Source organism: Streptomyces sp. NBC_00009, from assembly GCF_045040855.1.
Lineage (GTDB): Bacteria > Actinomycetota > Actinomycetes > Streptomycetales > Streptomycetaceae > Streptomyces > Streptomyces aureus.
Map to the genome: position 1 here is coordinate 6,555,729 of NZ_CP108312.1, position 14,093 is coordinate 6,569,821.

Genomic DNA, 14,093 nt, shown 5'->3' on the forward strand with positions numbered 1-14,093 from the left:
TCCCTTCGCGGGAGGCGGCCACCGGCCTGTTTTTTCTTGCAGACGCTTGCCTTGCTTGCTTCTACTGGGCGCCGGGACGCACCAGACCGCTCTCGTACGCGTACACCGCCGCCTGCACGCGGTCGCGCAGCCCCAGCTTCGTCAGCACATGGCCGACATGGGTCTTCACCGTCGTCTCGCTGACGAACAGATCCGCTGCGATCTCCGCGTTCGACAGGCCACGCGCCACGAGCTTCAGGACCTCGACCTCACGCTCGGTCAGCGTGTGCAGCGTGTCGGGCACCGGGTCGTCGCCCGACGGCAGATGGTCCGCGTACTTGTCGAGCAGCCGGCGCGTGATGCTCGGCGCGAGCATCGCCTCGCCCGCCGCGACCACCCGGATCGCCTGCACCAGCTCGTTGGCCGGGGCGTCCTTCAGGAGGAAGCCGCTTGCGCCGGCGCGCAGCGCCTCCACCACGTACTCGTCGAGGTCGAACGTCGTCAGGACGAGCACCTTCGCCGGACCGTCCCGGCCGGGGCCGGTGATCTGCCGGGTCGCCTCGACACCGTCCATCCGCGGCATACGGATGTCCATCAACACCACATCGGGCTGCAGGGCACGGACCTGGTCGAGCGCCTGCAGGCCGTCTCCGGCCTCGCCGACGACCGCGATGTCCTGCTCGGCCTCCAGAATCATCCGGAACCCGGTACGGAGCAGCGGCTGGTCGTCGACCAGTAGGACGCGGATCGCCACGTAACTCTCCTTCGGTAGTCCGGGCCCATTCTGCCCTGCTAGCCGGCGTCCGACCCGGGCACCCTGATCTGAAGCGGATACGGCGGGGGAGTCCCACCGAACTCCGGGCAAACCGCCTGATGGTCGCACCAACCGCACAGCTTCGTCGGGCGTGGCCGCCACTCGCCCGTCTCCGTGGCCAGCTGGATCGCGTCCCACAGCGCGTGCAGTTTGCGCTCCACCCGCTCCAGGTCCTCCACCACCGGGTCGTACGTCAGCACGTCACCGCTGCCCAGATAGACCAGCTGGAGCCGCCGCGGCACGACCCCCTTCAGGCGCCACACCACCAGCGCGTAGAACTTCATCTGGAAGAGGGCGCCCTCCGCGTACTCGGGGCGCGGGGCCTTGCCCGTCTTGTAGTCGACGATCCGGACCTCGCCCGTCGGCGCCACGTCGACCCGGTCGATGATGCCGCGCAGCTTCAGGCCCGAGTCCAGCTGGGCCTCGACGAACAGCTCCCGCTCGGCCGGCTCCAGACGCGTCGGGTCCTCGAGCGTGAACCAGCGCTCGACGAGCTGCTCGGCCTCGCCGAGCCAGCGCGCCATCCGCTCACCCTCGCCGTCGTCCGCGAACAGGTCGGCCAGCTCCGGCTTCACCTCGCGCAGCCGGTCCCACTGGCCGGGGATGAGCGCCTTGGCCCGCGGCGCCGTCCGCTCTCCCGCCGGAGCGTCGAACAGTCTCTCCAGCACGGCGTGCACCAGCGTGCCGCGGGTCGCCGCCTCGCTCGGCTTCTCGGGCAGCTTGTCGATCACCCGGAACCGGTAGAGCAACGGGCACTGCATGAAGTCGCTCGCGCGCGACGGCGAGAGCGACGCAGGGCGAGCGGCCGCGGCGGCCCCTTCGGTGCTGGTTTCCATGACGACAGACCTTACGGGCCGCCACTGACAGTCAGGTACGAACGCGTCGCCGGCGTCCTGGGAAGCGGGGCCCGGCGGCGCCGCAGGGGAGTCGACGAGGGCCGCGCCACAACGGACGCATACCATCGACGGCAGACCCCCTCGCCCTGCATGATCGTGCAACGGCAGGAGCGAGGGATTTCCAACGAGGGGACCGAGGGATCACCGTGGACGAGAGCGGCCGGCCGCAGCCCGGCAGCGGCACGACGGACGACCACCAGGCCGCCCGCCCCGGCCCCACGCCCCCACCACCCGCGAGCGCGAACGGCGCGGCCCGCGCGAACTCCGTCCCGCATACGCCCCAGGACCCGGAAGAGCCGCCGCACAAGGAGCACCCCGAGGACGCCACCCCGGCCGACCAGGGCGACACCTCGGACACTGCCCCGGACACCGCCCCCGGCTCGGACCCGTTCACCAAGCACGCCCCGGCCGGCGGCGATGACACAGCCACGCCCGCCCAGGACCCCGTATCCCAGGGCGACACCCCACCCAGCCGTACCCCCGCGACAAGCGGCCGCCGCCCCACCAAGGCTCCCGAGCCCCGTGGCGGACTCCTCATGGGGCGCCCCTTCGGCGTCCCCGTCTACGTCGCGCCCAGCTGGTTCCTCGTCGCCGCCCTCATCACCTGGGTCTTCGGCGGACAACTCGACCACGTCCTGCCCGGACTCGGCGCGGTCCGCTATCTCGTCTCCCTCTTCTTCGCGGTCGCGTTCTACGCCTCCGTACTCGTCCACGAACTCGCGCACACCGTCGCCGCGCTCCGCTTCAAGCTGCCGGTGCGCCGCATCCAGCTCCAGTTCTTCGGCGGCGTGTCCGAGATCGAGAAGGAATCCGAGACGCCGGGACGCGAGTTCGTACTCGCCTTCGTCGGACCGCTGCTCTCCCTCGTCCTGGCCGGCGTCTTCTACCTGGGCATGCTCGCCGTGGAACCCGGCACCGTGCCCGGCGTCCTGCTCGCGGGACTGATGATCTCCAACCTCATCGTCGCCGCGTTCAACCTGCTGCCCGGCCTGCCCCTCGACGGCGGCCGCATGCTCCGCGCCATCGTCTGGAAGATCACCGGCAAGCCCATGAGCGGCACCGTCGCCGCCGCCTGGGTCGGCCGCGCCCTCGCGATCACCGTCCTCATCGGACTGCCCCTGCTCACCCAGTCCGGTGCCCTCGGCGAAGGCGCCGCGGACGTCAGCGGCATGGACACCGTCACCGACGCCCTGCTGGCCGCCATCCTCGCCGCGATCATCTGGACCGGCGCCGGCAACAGCCTCCGCATGGCCCGCCTGCGCGAACACCTCCCGGAGCTGCGCGCCCGCGCCCTGACCCGCCGCGCCGTCCCCGTGGAGAGCGCCACCCCGCTGTCGGAGGCCCTGCGCCGCGCCAACGAGGCGGGCGCCCGCGCCCTCGTCATCGTCGACGCCGACGGGGAACCCAGGTCCCTCGTGCGCGAGGCCGCCATCGTCGGCGTACCGGAACACCGCCGCCCCTGGGTCGCCGTCAGCGGCCTCGCCCAGGACCTCACCGACGGCATGCGCGTCTCCGCGGAACTCGCCGGCGAGGAGCTCCTCGACACCCTCCGCGCCACCCCCGCCACCGAGTACCTCGTCGTCGAGGAGAGCGGCGCCATCTACGGCGTCCTGTCCGCCGCCGACGTGGAGCGCGCCTTCGTCAAGGCCATGGCCCGCCCCTCCTGACCGGGCCCGCACCCCCGCGCCCCTGGTCCGCGGGCCCTCCGCGGACCGGTAGGCTGGTCACATGTCCGAACCGACCGGTGCCGCCCGCCGACGCGGGCCCTTCAAGGTCGGGGACCAGGTACAGCTGACCGACCCCAAGGGCCGCCACTACACGTTCACGCTCGAGGCCGGGAAGAACTTCCACACCCACAAGGGTTCCTTCCCCCACGACGAGCTGATCGGCGCTCCCGAGGGCAGCGTTGTCCGCACCACCGGAAACGTCGCCTACCTCGCGCTGCGCCCCCTGCTCCCCGACTACGTCCTGTCCATGCCCCGCGGCGCCGCCGTGGTCTACCCCAAGGACGCGGGGCAGATCCTGGCCTTCGCCGACATCTTCCCCGGCGCACGCGTCGTCGAGGCAGGCGTCGGCTCCGGCTCGCTGAGCAGCTTCCTGCTGCGCGCCATCGGCGACGAGGGCATGCTGCACTCCTACGAGCGCCGCGAGGACTTCGCCGAGATCGCCACGCAGAACGTGGAGCGCTACTTCGGTGGCCCCCACCCCGCGTGGCAGCTCACCGTCGGCGACCTCCAGGACAACCTGAGCGACGCCGACGTGGACCGCGTCATCCTCGACATGCTCGCCCCCTGGGAGTGCCTCGAGGTCGTCTCCAAGGCCCTCGTCCCCGGCGGCATCCTCTGCTGCTACGTCGCCACCACCACCCAGCTCGCGCGGACCGTCGAGTCCATCCGCGAGATCGGCTGCTTCAACGAGCCGACGTCCTGGGAGTCGATGATCCGTAACTGGCACGTCGAGGGCCTGGCCGTCCGCCCGGACCACCGCATGATCGGCCACACCGGCTTCCTCCTCACCGCCCGTCGCCTCGCGGACGGCGTCGAGCCGCCCATGCGCCGCCGTCGCCCCGCGAAGGGCGCCTACGGCGAGGACTACTCGGGCCCCAACGCCGACGGCGGCAACGCCGGGCGCTGACCCGAACACCGACACAACGCACAGGCGCCGCCGTCGAGTTCCCCGCATGTCGGGCGAACTCGACGGCGGCGCCCGTTCGTTGAGGAGCGGCGCGCACGGTACGGCAAGGACACGTGAGGAAGCTGAGAATCAGCGGACCCTGACGTTCCCCCACGGTGTGAGGTATGGCACGATGCTGGCCACCCCCACCGGCACAGCCCTCACAGGAGACACTCCTAGTGCAGCACCCCGCCGTCCCGGAACTGGCGCACACCACCACCCGCCCCATCCACTGGCTCGCGACCGCCGCGGCCGTATCGGCCGTCGTCGCGGCCTCCTCGTTCCTACAGCCCGGCGCGGCCACCGCGGCCCAGCCGGGAACACAGCCCGTCGGCACCAGAACCGCCGCCGCGCCGCCTGACGCGGCCGCCGTCCACTTCCCGCTCGAGTGCGGCCCCGCCAAGATCCTCGTGGTGAAGAAGGCCACCGGGGACCTCGACGGTGACGGCAGGCCGGAAACCGTCGCCGTGGTCCGCTGCGACGCCGGCTCCGGCACCCCGCCGAACGGCGTCTACGTCCTCACCCAGCCCCACGAGGCCCACGCCAAGCCGCGCATCGTCGCCACCCTCGTCGACCCGAAGGACCGGCTCACCGCCGACGACGTGGCGGTACGCGACCAGACCGTCACCGCTACGCTCCTCGGCTACTCCAGCTCCGCCGTCCCCAGTTGCTGCCCCGACACCCAGGACAAGGCCAAGTGGCAGTGGAAGGGCGACGCGTTCGTGCGCTCCACTCCCGCGGAGGCACGCAGCGTCTGAAGCGCGGCATACGAAAAGGGGCCCTGCCCGCCGGGAACGGCGGCACGGGCCCCTTTCGTTGGCCTCTTCCCACGTCGAGTGACGCGCGGGAACCCCGCGGTCACTCCGCGTCAGGGCCGTAGACCTCCACCCTGTCCGAAACGCGACGTACATGAATGCAGTCGCCCGGGCACTCCTTCGCGGAGTCCACGACGTCGTTCAGTAGCGGCAGCGGCACCGGGGTGGTGGCCCCCTGCGCCTGCAACAGCTCGTCCTCCGCGCCCTTCACATAGGCCAGTCCGTCGATGTCCAGCTCGAAGACCTCCGGCGCGTACTGCACGCAGATCCCGTCGCCGGTGCAGAGGCCCTGGTCGATCCACACCTCAAGGGCGGCACCGCTGTCGATGCCGGATCCGGCCTCCTGCTGCACGCTCATATCTCCTGCCGTTTCCTGCCTCGAACCACCCCGCGTACCAGCAAGTCGGGCCAGCTCCGACGGGTGTTGAACACTTCGACCCTACAGTCGGCCGCTTTCCGATGTTGTTGGGTGGGTATTCCCCTGGCGTGAGGGAGAGCGCAAGGGTGAAGATCGGACACACCCCCTTCGTCTTTGTGATCTAGGGGTTTCAATCGACACCCACCCAGGTAGGGTCTGGAAGCGTCCAGCTCCCCTTGGAGGAGGTGAGGACCGTGGCAGCCCACGACGACGACATGAACCGCGGCATCCGCCCGGGAAGAGGGTCCGAAGACCCGGCCGGTCAGATTGCCTATCTTGAGCAGGAGATCGCCGTCCTGCGACGCAAGCTCGCCGACTCTCCGCGCCATACGAGGATTCTCGAAGAGCGGATCGTAGAGCTGCAGACCAACCTGGCCGGCGTGTCCGCACAGAACGAGCGGCTCGCCAACACGCTCAGGGAGGCCCGCGACCAGATCGTGGCCCTCAAGGAGGAAGTCGACCGGCTCGCGCAGCCGCCGGCCGGCTTCGGAGTCTTCCTCATGGCGAACGAGGACGGTACCGCCGACATCTTCACCGGCGGCCGCAAGCTCCGGGTGAACGTCAGCCCCAGCGTGGAGCTCGAAGAGCTCAGGCGCGGCCAGGAACTGATGCTCAACGAAGCGCTCAACGTGGTCGAGGCCATGGAGTACGAGAGCGTCGGCGACATCGTCACCCTCAAGGAGATCCTCGAGGACGGCGAGCGCGCCCTGGTGGTGGGGCACACCGATGAAGAACGGGTGGTCCGGCTCGCCGAACCGCTCCTCGACATCACCATCCGCCCCGGCGACGCCCTCCTGCTCGAACCCCGATCCGGCTATGTCTACGAAGTCGTACCCAAGAGCGAGGTCGAAGAGCTCGTCCTGGAAGAGGTCCCGGACATCGGCTACGAGCAGATCGGCGGTCTGGGCAACCAGATCGAGCTGATCCGCGACGCGGTCGAGCTCCCCTACCTCTACCCGGACCTGTTCAAGGAGCACGAGCTGCGGCCGCCCAAGGGCGTCCTGCTCTACGGGCCTCCCGGCTGCGGCAAGACCCTGATCGCCAAGGCAGTGGCCAACTCCCTTGCCAAGAAGGTCGCGGAAGTGACCGGACAGGCCACGGGCAAGAGCTTCTTCCTCAACATCAAGGGTCCGGAGCTGCTCAACAAGTACGTCGGCGAGACCGAGCGGCAGATTCGCCTCGTCTTCCAGCGTGCGCGTGAGAAGGCCAGCGAGGGCACGCCCGTCATCGTCTTCTTCGACGAGATGGAGTCCCTCTTCCGCACCCGCGGATCCGGCGTCAGCTCGGACGTGGAGAACACCATCGTCCCCCAGCTGCTCGCCGAGATCGACGGCGTGGAGGGCCTGGAGAACGTGGTCGTGATCGGTGCCTCCAACCGTGAGGACATGATCGACCCCGCGATCCTGCGGCCCGGACGACTCGACGTGAAGATCAAGATCGAGCGCCCGGACGCCGAAGCGGCCAAGGACATCTTCGCCAAGTACCTCAAGGCCCGCCTCCCGCTCCACTCCGACGACCTCGGGGAGCACGGCGGCGACCGCGAGAGCACCGTCCACGGCATGATCCAGACCGCCGTGGAGCAGATGTACGCGGAAAGCGAGGAGAACCGCTTCCTCGAGGTCACGTACGCCAACGGTGACAAGGAAGTCCTGTACTTCAAGGACTTCAATTCGGGCGCCATGATCGAGAACATCGTCGGACGCGCCAAGAAGGCCGCCATCAAGGCCTTCCTCGAGCACAACCAGAAGGGCCTCAGGGTCTCCCACCTCCTCCAGGCTTGCGTGGACGAGTTCAAGGAGAACGAGGACCTGCCGAACACCACCAACCCGGACGACTGGGCTCGCATCTCCGGTAAGAAGGGCGAACGGATCGTTTACATCCGTACGCTCGTCACCGGAAAGCAGGGCGCGGACACCGGACGCTCCATCGACACGGTGGCGAACACCGGGCAGTACCTGTAAAACGCAGGGCGGCTGCGGGTGCCTCTACCGGGTACCCGCAGCCGACTGTTTTCCAGGCAACAATTCCGGCCGACTTTCCGGTTTCCCGGCAACGGCCGGCTCGCAGGCTCAGCAACAGCAATGACGGTAATGATCTCCCCACCAGCGCATAGGCGTTCTAGGCTCTTCGGTACCGCCGAGTCGCGCAGCGCGGGGACGGGCACCGCACGCGCACCGGAGAACCAGCGGTACTTGAGCGCCGCCCCCGAACGGGGGCGCCGCCGGGCAAGGAGGGCCGCATGACTGTACGGCGAGTAATGGGCATCGAGACGGAGTACGGGATCTCCGTCCCCGGCCACCCCAACGCCAATGCCATGCTCACCTCGTCCCAGATCGTCAACGCCTACGCGGCGGCGATGCACCGGGCGCGCCGCGCCCGCTGGGACTTCGAGGAGGAGAATCCGCTGCGGGACGCGCGAGGCTTCGACCTCGCCCGGGAGGTCGCCGACTCCAGCCAGCTCACCGACGAGGACATCGGCCTGGCCAATGTCATCCTCACCAACGGTGCCCGCCTGTACGTCGACCACGCACACCCCGAATACAGCGCCCCCGAGGTCACCAACCCGCGGGACGCCGTCCTGTGGGACAAGGCCGGCGAGCGCATCATGGCCGAGGCCGCCGAGCGCGCCGCCCAGCTCCCCGGGGCCCAGCCGATCCACCTCTACAAGAACAACACCGACAACAAGGGTGCCTCCTACGGCACGCACGAGAACTACCTGATGAAGCGGGAGACCCCCTTCTCGGACATCGTGCGCCACCTGACGCCCTTCTTCGTCTCCCGCCAGGTCGTCACCGGCGCCGGCCGCGTCGGCATCGGCCAGGACGGCCACGAGCACGGCTTCCAGCTCAGCCAGCGCGCGGACTACTTCGAGGTCGAGGTCGGCCTCGAGACGACCCTCAAGCGCCCCATCATCAACACCAGGGACGAGCCGCACGCGGACGCGGAGAAGTACCGCCGCCTGCACGTGATCATCGGCGACGCGAACCTCTCCGAGATCTCGACCTATCTCAAGCTGGGCACGACGGCCCTGGTCCTCTCCATGATCGAGGACGGCTTCATCGCCGTCGACCTGGCCGTCGACCAGCCCGTGCGCACCCTCCACCAGGTCTCCCACGATCCCAGCCTGCAACACCTGGTCACACTCCGCAGCGGCCGCACGCTCACCGCGGTGCAGCTCCAGATGGAGTACTTCGAGCTGGCCAGGAAGTACGTCGAGGAGCGCTACGGGGCGGACGCCGACGAGCAGACCAAGGACGTCCTGACCCGCTGGGAGGACGTGCTCGGCCGCCTGGAGAGCGATCCGATGAGCCTGGCCGGAGAACTCGACTGGGTCGCGAAGCGGCAGCTCATGGAGGGCTACCGCCGCCGCGACAACCTCGACTGGGACGCAGCGCGGCTCCACCTCGTCGACCTCCAGTACGCCGACGTAAGGGCCGAGAAGGGCCTGTACAACCGTCTCGTGGCCCGCGGCAGGATGAAGCGGCTCCTGGACGAGTCGGAGGTCGAGAGGGCCCGTACGAAGCCTCCGGAGGACACCAGGGCGTACTTCCGCGGGCGCTGCCTGGAGCAGTACGCGGACGACGTCGCCGCGGCCTCCTGGGACTCGGTGATCTTCGATCTGCCCGGCCGTGACTCTCTGCAGCGGGTCCCAACCCTCGAACCCCTTCGCGGAACGCGTAATCACGTGAAGGAGCTGCTCGACCGGTGCCGCACGGCCGAAGATCTGGTCCGGGTGCTGTCCGGAGGCTGAAAAGCCGGCGGCAGGGGAATCACAGAGGTGGGCCTCGCACGTTGGACGAAGTGCGGGGCCGATGTCGGACCCGGCTTGTAGGGTCTGATCAAGAACGTCGAACCGAGCGGGGTGAGGTAGATGGCGACCAAGGACACCGGCGGCGGACAGCAGAAGGCGACGCGTTCCACCGAGGAGGTCGAGGAGCAGGCGCAGGACGCGCAGGCTTCCGAGGACCTCAAGGAACGCCAGGAGAAGCTGAGTGACGACGTGGACTCCGTGCTGGACGAGATCGACGACGTCCTCGAGGAGAACGCCGAGGACTTCGTGCGGAGCTTCGTTCAAAAGGGCGGCGAGTAGCTCGTTCCACCTTTGAACTGAAGGTGGCGTGGCCGGGGTGCCGGGGGCGGGCGGGTCGTCGACCGAAGCCGTCGCAAGCACCCGGCCACGGATGTGGATCACCGCCGTTCCGCGGGTAGGGTCCCTGACGTACTGTGCTTCAACTGCAATTCGGCCATCGGCAAGTTGGGACATTCGTCCCGACGTCATCCGTCGCGCCGCCGCCTACGTGGAAGGAATCGCGTGGAAGCCAACACTCGTAGCACCGGGCGTCTACCAGCAGCCTTCCTGACGCCTGGATCCTCGTCCTTCGTGGACTTCCTGTCCGTGCATCAGCCGGAAATCCTGCCCGGGAACCGTGCGTTGCCGGTGAAGGGCGCGATCGAGGCGCCGCACGGCACGACGATCGTGTCCGCCACGTTCCCCGGCGGTGTGGTCCTCGCCGGTGACCGCCGGGCCACCATGGGCAACATGATCGCTCAGCGCGACATCGAGAAGGTCTTTCCGGCGGACGAGTACTCGGCGGTGGGTATCGCCGGCACGGCCGGTCTGGCCGTGGAGATGGTGAAGCTCTTCCAGCTGGAGCTGGAGCACTTCGAGAAGGTCGAAGGCGCCCAGCTGTCGCTGGAGGGCAAGGCGAACCGGCTCTCGACCATGATCCGGTCGAACCTCGGCATGGCTATGCAGGGCCTGGCCGTGGTGCCGCTGTTCGCGGGGTACGACGTGGACCGCGGCAAGGGCCGCATCTTCTCGTACGACGTCACGGGCGGGCGGAGCGAGGAGCACGGGTACGCGGCGACCGGCTCCGGGTCGATCTTCGCGCGTGGGGCAATGAAGAAGCTCTACCGCGACGATCTGACGGAGGCGGAGGCCACGACGCTCGTCGTGCAGGCCCTGTACGACGCGGCGGACGACGACTCGGCGACCGGCGGTCCCGACGTGGCGCGCCGGATCTACCCGATCGTCACCGTGATCACGGACGACGGGTTCCGCAGGCTCACCGACGAGGAGGGTGCGCAGATCGCCCGTTCCATCCTCGAGCGCCGGCTCGAGCAGCCCGACGGCCCGCGGGCCGCGCTTCTCTGACCGGTACGCATCCGTCATGCCCGAAGCGCCATTCGCCCGAGACTTGAGTCACTGAGTCACTGACAGAAAGGGACGGACAGCCGGTGTCGACGCCGTTCTATGTCTCACCCCAGCAGGCCATGGCCGACCGGGCGGAGTACGCCCGCAAGGGCATCGCCCGCGGTCGCAGCCTGGTTGTGCTGCAGTACGCCGATGGCATCGTGTTCGTCGGCGAGAACCCGTCCCGTGCGCTGCACAAGTTCAGCGAGATCTACGACCGGATCGGCTTCGCGGCCGCCGGCAAGTACAACGAGTACGAGAATCTGCGGATCGGCGGTGTGCGCTACGCGGATCTGCGGGGCTACACCTACGACCGTGACGATGTGACGGCGCGTGGCCTGGCGAACGTGTACGCGCAGACGCTGGGCACCATCTTCTCGAGCCAGGCCGAGAAGCCGTACGAGGTGGAGCTGGTGGTCGCCGAGGTCGGGGTCGCGCCCGAGAGTGACCAGATCTACCGCCTTCCGCACGACGGTTCGATCGTCGACGAGCACGGCTCGGTGGCGGTCGGGGGTAACGCGGAGCAGATCAGCACCTATCTGGATCAGCGCCACCGTGACGGGATGACACTCGCCGAGGCGCTGAAGCTCGCGGTGCAGGCCCTGTCGCGGGACACCAACGGCAGCGAGCGGGAGATCCCCGCGGAGCGGCTCGAGGTGGCGGTCCTTGACCGTACGCGCCCGCAGCAGCGGAAGTTCAAGCGCATCGTCGGGCCGCAGTTGGTGCGGCTGCTCGAGGCCGGTGCGGACGCGTCCGCGGAGCCGACCGACAAGAGTGACGCGGAGTCCGACGACGAGGAGTGAGCGGGTTCTTCCCGCCGGTGTGTCCGGTGCCCCGACCGCAGCCGCGGTCGGGGCACCGTTCGTTCGTGGGTCAGCTCGCGGGCGCGGCCGTGGAGCCGCGGACGACCAACTCGACGGGGAGCGCGGTGGTTTCCGGGGCTCGGCCGTCCAGGACGGCGAGGAGCGCGGCCATGCCCCGTTCGCCGAAGAGTTCCGCGGGGAGCCGGACAGTGGTGAGCTCGGGCTCGACGGCGGTGGCGAGCGCGAGGTCGTCGAAGCCGGTGACGGAGAGGTCGTCGGGGATGCGCAGGCCCAGTCTGCGGGCGGCCTTGTAGGCGCCGGTGGCGAGCTTGTCGTCGTCGCAGACGACCGCGGTGGGGCGCGGGCCGGGGGCGGTCAGCGCGGCCCGCGCGGCGGTGGTGGCGGCCTCGACCGTCAGGGCTGAGCGCACGGTGCGGACGTGTACATCAGGCACGTGGGCGGTGCGGGCGGCGAGTTCATGGGCGCGTACGTCGAACGTCCAGGAGGGCACGGCGGACGCGAGGTGCAGGAACCGGCGGTGACCGAGGGCCAGCAGATGGTCCGTCACCTGGCGCATCCCGTCGGCGATGTCGAGGTTGACGGTGGCCGCGCCGCCGGTGCCCGCCGTGTCGTCGGGGTCGCTGTCCAGCATGACGAGGGGGAGTCCGCCGCCGCGGATGGCGGTGACCGCGTCGGAGGCCATGGAGGAGGCGAGGACGCCGTCGAGGGCCGCGCGTGCGGAGTCGAAGGGGTCGGGTGCGGGGCCGATGCCTTCGGGGGAGGGGTAGAGCACAACGCCGAAGCCGTGCTCCGCGGCGACGCGGGCGGCCCCGGTGTAGACGCCGGCGAAGAACTCGTTGGTGAGGGCGGGGACCACGAGGAGGGCCGTGCGGGTGCGGCCGAGGCGCAGGTTGCGGGCGGCGAGGTTGGGGCGGTAGCCGAGGTCGCGGGCGGCGGCGCGGACGCGTTCGGCGGTGGCTTCCGCGACGCGGCCGCGCCATTTGTCGCCGAGTACGAGGGAGACGGCGGCCTGGGAGACTCCGGCGGCGCGGGCGACGTCGCGGCTGGTGGGACGCGCGGGGGCCGTCTCGTCTGACCCGGTCGTCACTCATGCCTCCGTGGGGTGTGCGGCGGGGCCTTCGGGTGGACCCGTGGCCTGCGGACATGGTACGTATGACCCTCGAAGTTATACGTAAAACCTAGGGCGCCTCGGGGCGGCGAGAGGGCGGGCGATGGCCGCGGGATATGCGGAGATCCTCAAGGCGCGGCACGCGGCGCGGCTGCTGGCGGGCACCCTGGTGGGGCGGCTGCCGAACGCGACGGCCGCCATCGCGATCGTGCTGTTCGTGCGCGCCGAGGGCGGCACGTACAGCCTGGCCGGCGCGCTCGCCGCGGTGTACGGCGTCTCCAACGCGGTGGGGCAGCCGCTGCTCGGCCGGCTCGTGGACCTGCGGGGACAGCCGCGAGTGCAGCTCCCGGCAGCACTGGCGTCGGCCCTGGCCATGACCGTCTTCGCCTTCGCCGGGACCGGGTCACCGGCACTCGCGTACGTCGCTGTGGGCGCGGCGGGACTGTTCACCCCGCCCCTCGAGGGCGGGCTGCGCGCGCTGTGGCCGAACGTGCTGCCGCGCGAGGACCAGGTGCACACCGCGTACGCCATGGACGCCGTGGCGCAGGAAGTCATGTTCACCGTCGGGCCGTTGCTCGTCACCGTGTGCGTTTCGCTGTGGTCGGCGCAGGCCGCGCTCATCGTTCTGAACGTCGTCGGTGTACTCGGTGCGCTGTCGGTGGTGGTGTCGCAACCGTCGCGCGCGTGGCGCTCGGCGCCGCGTGAGGCGCACTGGCTGGGCGCCCTGCGCTCGCCCGGGCTCCTCGCGCTCCTCGGGGCGTTCCTGTTCATCGGGACGGCGCTGGGCTCGATCACGGTGGCGGGCGTCTCGTACGCGGACGGGCACGGCGGCGACGTGACGTACGGCTGGCTGATGGCGGCGCTCGGGCTCGGCGCGCTGGCCGGTGGCTCGGTGTACGGGGCGCGGCAGTGGGCCGGCGCCCCCGAGCGGCGGCTGCGGTGGCTGGTGGCCCTGCTGGCCCTCTTCTACGTGCCGTTGGTGCTGATGCCGGGAGTGGTGGCGATGACCGCGCTGACGGCGCTCGCCGGTGTGTTCCTCGCCCCGTCGATCGCCTGCGCGTTCATCATCGTCGACCGGCACGCGCCGCGGGGCACGGTGACGGAGGCGTTCTCGTGGCTCGTGACGACGTTCACGGTGGGTACGTCGATCGGAACCGCCGCCGCCGGACCGGTCGTCGAGTGGGGCGGCACGGTGTGGGGCTTCGCCGTTCCCGGAGCGGCGGGGGTGGCCGCGCTGCTCGTACTCCTCGCCACCGGACGGGTCCTCGCAGCTCCCCGTGGCGCCGGGCGTGTCGCGGGCTCATCGGAAAATGATCGAAACGGTGCTGTCGAACCCGGTTTCAGTACAGGGCATCAGGCGTAATGTTCACTC

General features: G+C 69.9%; 13 protein-coding genes and 1 pseudogene. 10 read left to right on the forward strand and 4 right to left on the reverse strand.

All coding sequences use genetic code 11. From position 1 onward, the window contains the following. Positions 1–61: 61 nt before the first annotated feature. Complete coding sequence (locus OHA58_RS29610; RefSeq protein WP_116503106.1) at positions 62–733, reverse strand: response regulator transcription factor; 672 nt, start codon at positions 731–733, stop codon at positions 62–64. A gap of 38 nt (positions 734–771) precedes the next feature. Continuing rightward, entirely contained in the window at positions 772–1,629 is an 858-nt protein-coding gene (locus OHA58_RS29615) for a RecB family exonuclease (protein ID WP_405482577.1), read from the reverse strand. A gap of 206 nt (positions 1,630–1,835) precedes the next feature. On the opposite strand from OHA58_RS29615, the gene OHA58_RS29620 reads away from it, so the two are divergent. The 3 genes from OHA58_RS29620 to OHA58_RS29630 all read left to right on the forward strand — a co-directional run bounded on the left by OHA58_RS29620 (position 1,836) and on the right by OHA58_RS29630 (position 5,120). Next, entirely contained in the window at positions 1,836–3,356 is a 1,521-nt protein-coding gene (locus OHA58_RS29620) for a site-2 protease family protein (protein ID WP_405482578.1), read from the forward strand. 61 nt (positions 3,357–3,417) lie between these two features. After that, complete coding sequence (locus OHA58_RS29625) at positions 3,418–4,323, forward strand: tRNA (adenine-N1)-methyltransferase (protein WP_116503110.1); 906 nt, start codon at positions 3,418–3,420, stop codon at positions 4,321–4,323. Between the two features lie 218 nt (positions 4,324–4,541). Beyond that, positions 4,542–5,120, forward strand: coding sequence for a hypothetical protein (locus OHA58_RS29630; protein ID WP_405482580.1), 579 nt, complete (start codon positions 4,542–4,544; stop codon positions 5,118–5,120). A 100-nt stretch (positions 5,121–5,220) separates the two neighbouring features. On the opposite strand, the gene OHA58_RS29635 is transcribed toward OHA58_RS29630, so the two are convergent. Beyond that, positions 5,221–5,535 (reverse strand): ferredoxin, encoded by a 315-nt coding sequence (locus OHA58_RS29635; RefSeq protein ID WP_405482581.1) that lies wholly within the window; start codon positions 5,533–5,535, stop codon positions 5,221–5,223. Between the two features lie 254 nt (positions 5,536–5,789). Here OHA58_RS29635 and arc point away from each other — a divergent pair, with 254 nt between their 5' ends. The 6 genes and pseudogenes from arc to prcA all read left to right on the forward strand — a co-directional run bounded on the left by arc (position 5,790) and on the right by prcA (position 11,592). Beyond that, on the forward strand, positions 5,790–7,556 hold the full coding sequence (arc, locus tag OHA58_RS29640) for a proteasome ATPase (protein WP_405482582.1): 1,767 nt from the start codon (positions 5,790–5,792) through the stop codon (positions 7,554–7,556). 278 nt (positions 7,557–7,834) lie between these two features. Then, entirely contained in the window at positions 7,835–9,346 is a 1,512-nt protein-coding gene (gene dop / locus OHA58_RS29645; RefSeq protein WP_405482584.1) for a depupylase/deamidase Dop, read from the forward strand. 120 nt (positions 9,347–9,466) lie between these two features. After that, positions 9,467–9,685, forward strand: a complete 219-nt coding sequence (locus OHA58_RS29650; protein ID WP_011027899.1) for a ubiquitin-like protein Pup — start codon at positions 9,467–9,469, stop codon at positions 9,683–9,685. Between the two features lie 75 nt (positions 9,686–9,760). Then, positions 9,761–9,956 (forward strand): annotated as a pseudogene (locus OHA58_RS29655) (endonuclease domain-containing protein); the annotation flags it as partial. Further along, a complete protein-coding gene (gene prcB / locus OHA58_RS29660; RefSeq protein ID WP_405482586.1) occupies positions 9,908–10,750 on the forward strand; it encodes a proteasome subunit beta in 843 nt (280 codons plus the stop codon). The pseudogene OHA58_RS29655 and the gene prcB, both read left to right, overlap by 49 nt. 83 nt (positions 10,751–10,833) lie before the next feature. After that, positions 10,834–11,592 (forward strand): proteasome subunit alpha, encoded by a 759-nt coding sequence (gene prcA / locus OHA58_RS29665; protein ID WP_405482587.1) that lies wholly within the window; start codon positions 10,834–10,836, stop codon positions 11,590–11,592. A gap of 70 nt (positions 11,593–11,662) precedes the next feature. On the opposite strand, the gene OHA58_RS29670 is transcribed toward prcA, so the two are convergent. Further along, positions 11,663–12,700 (reverse strand): LacI family DNA-binding transcriptional regulator, encoded by a 1,038-nt coding sequence (locus tag OHA58_RS29670; protein WP_405482588.1) that lies wholly within the window; start codon positions 12,698–12,700, stop codon positions 11,663–11,665. A 124-nt stretch (positions 12,701–12,824) separates the two neighbouring features. Between OHA58_RS29670 and OHA58_RS29675 the strand changes: the two genes are divergently transcribed. After that, entirely contained in the window at positions 12,825–14,084 is a 1,260-nt protein-coding gene (locus OHA58_RS29675; protein WP_405482589.1) for an MFS transporter, read from the forward strand. Positions 14,085–14,093: the final 9 nt, after the last annotated feature.

Excerpts from the sequence above, each read along its gene's own strand:
- OHA58_RS29615 (WP_405482577.1), bottom strand. The coding sequence starts at position 1,629 with ATGGAAACCAGCACCGAAGGGGCCGCCGCGGCCGCTCGCCCTGCGTCG.
- OHA58_RS29625 (WP_116503110.1), top strand. The coding sequence starts at position 3,418 with ATGTCCGAACCGACCGGTGCCGCCCGCCGACGCGGGCCCTTCAAGGTC.
- OHA58_RS29635 (WP_405482581.1), bottom strand. The coding sequence starts at position 5,535 with ATGAGCGTGCAGCAGGAGGCCGGATCCGGCATCGACAGCGGTGCCGCC.
- dop (WP_405482584.1), top strand. The coding sequence starts at position 7,835 with ATGACTGTACGGCGAGTAATGGGCATCGAGACGGAGTACGGGATCTCC.
- OHA58_RS29650 (WP_011027899.1), top strand. The coding sequence starts at position 9,467 with ATGGCGACCAAGGACACCGGCGGCGGACAGCAGAAGGCGACGCGTTCC.
- OHA58_RS29675 (WP_405482589.1), top strand. The coding sequence starts at position 12,825 with ATGGCCGCGGGATATGCGGAGATCCTCAAGGCGCGGCACGCGGCGCGG.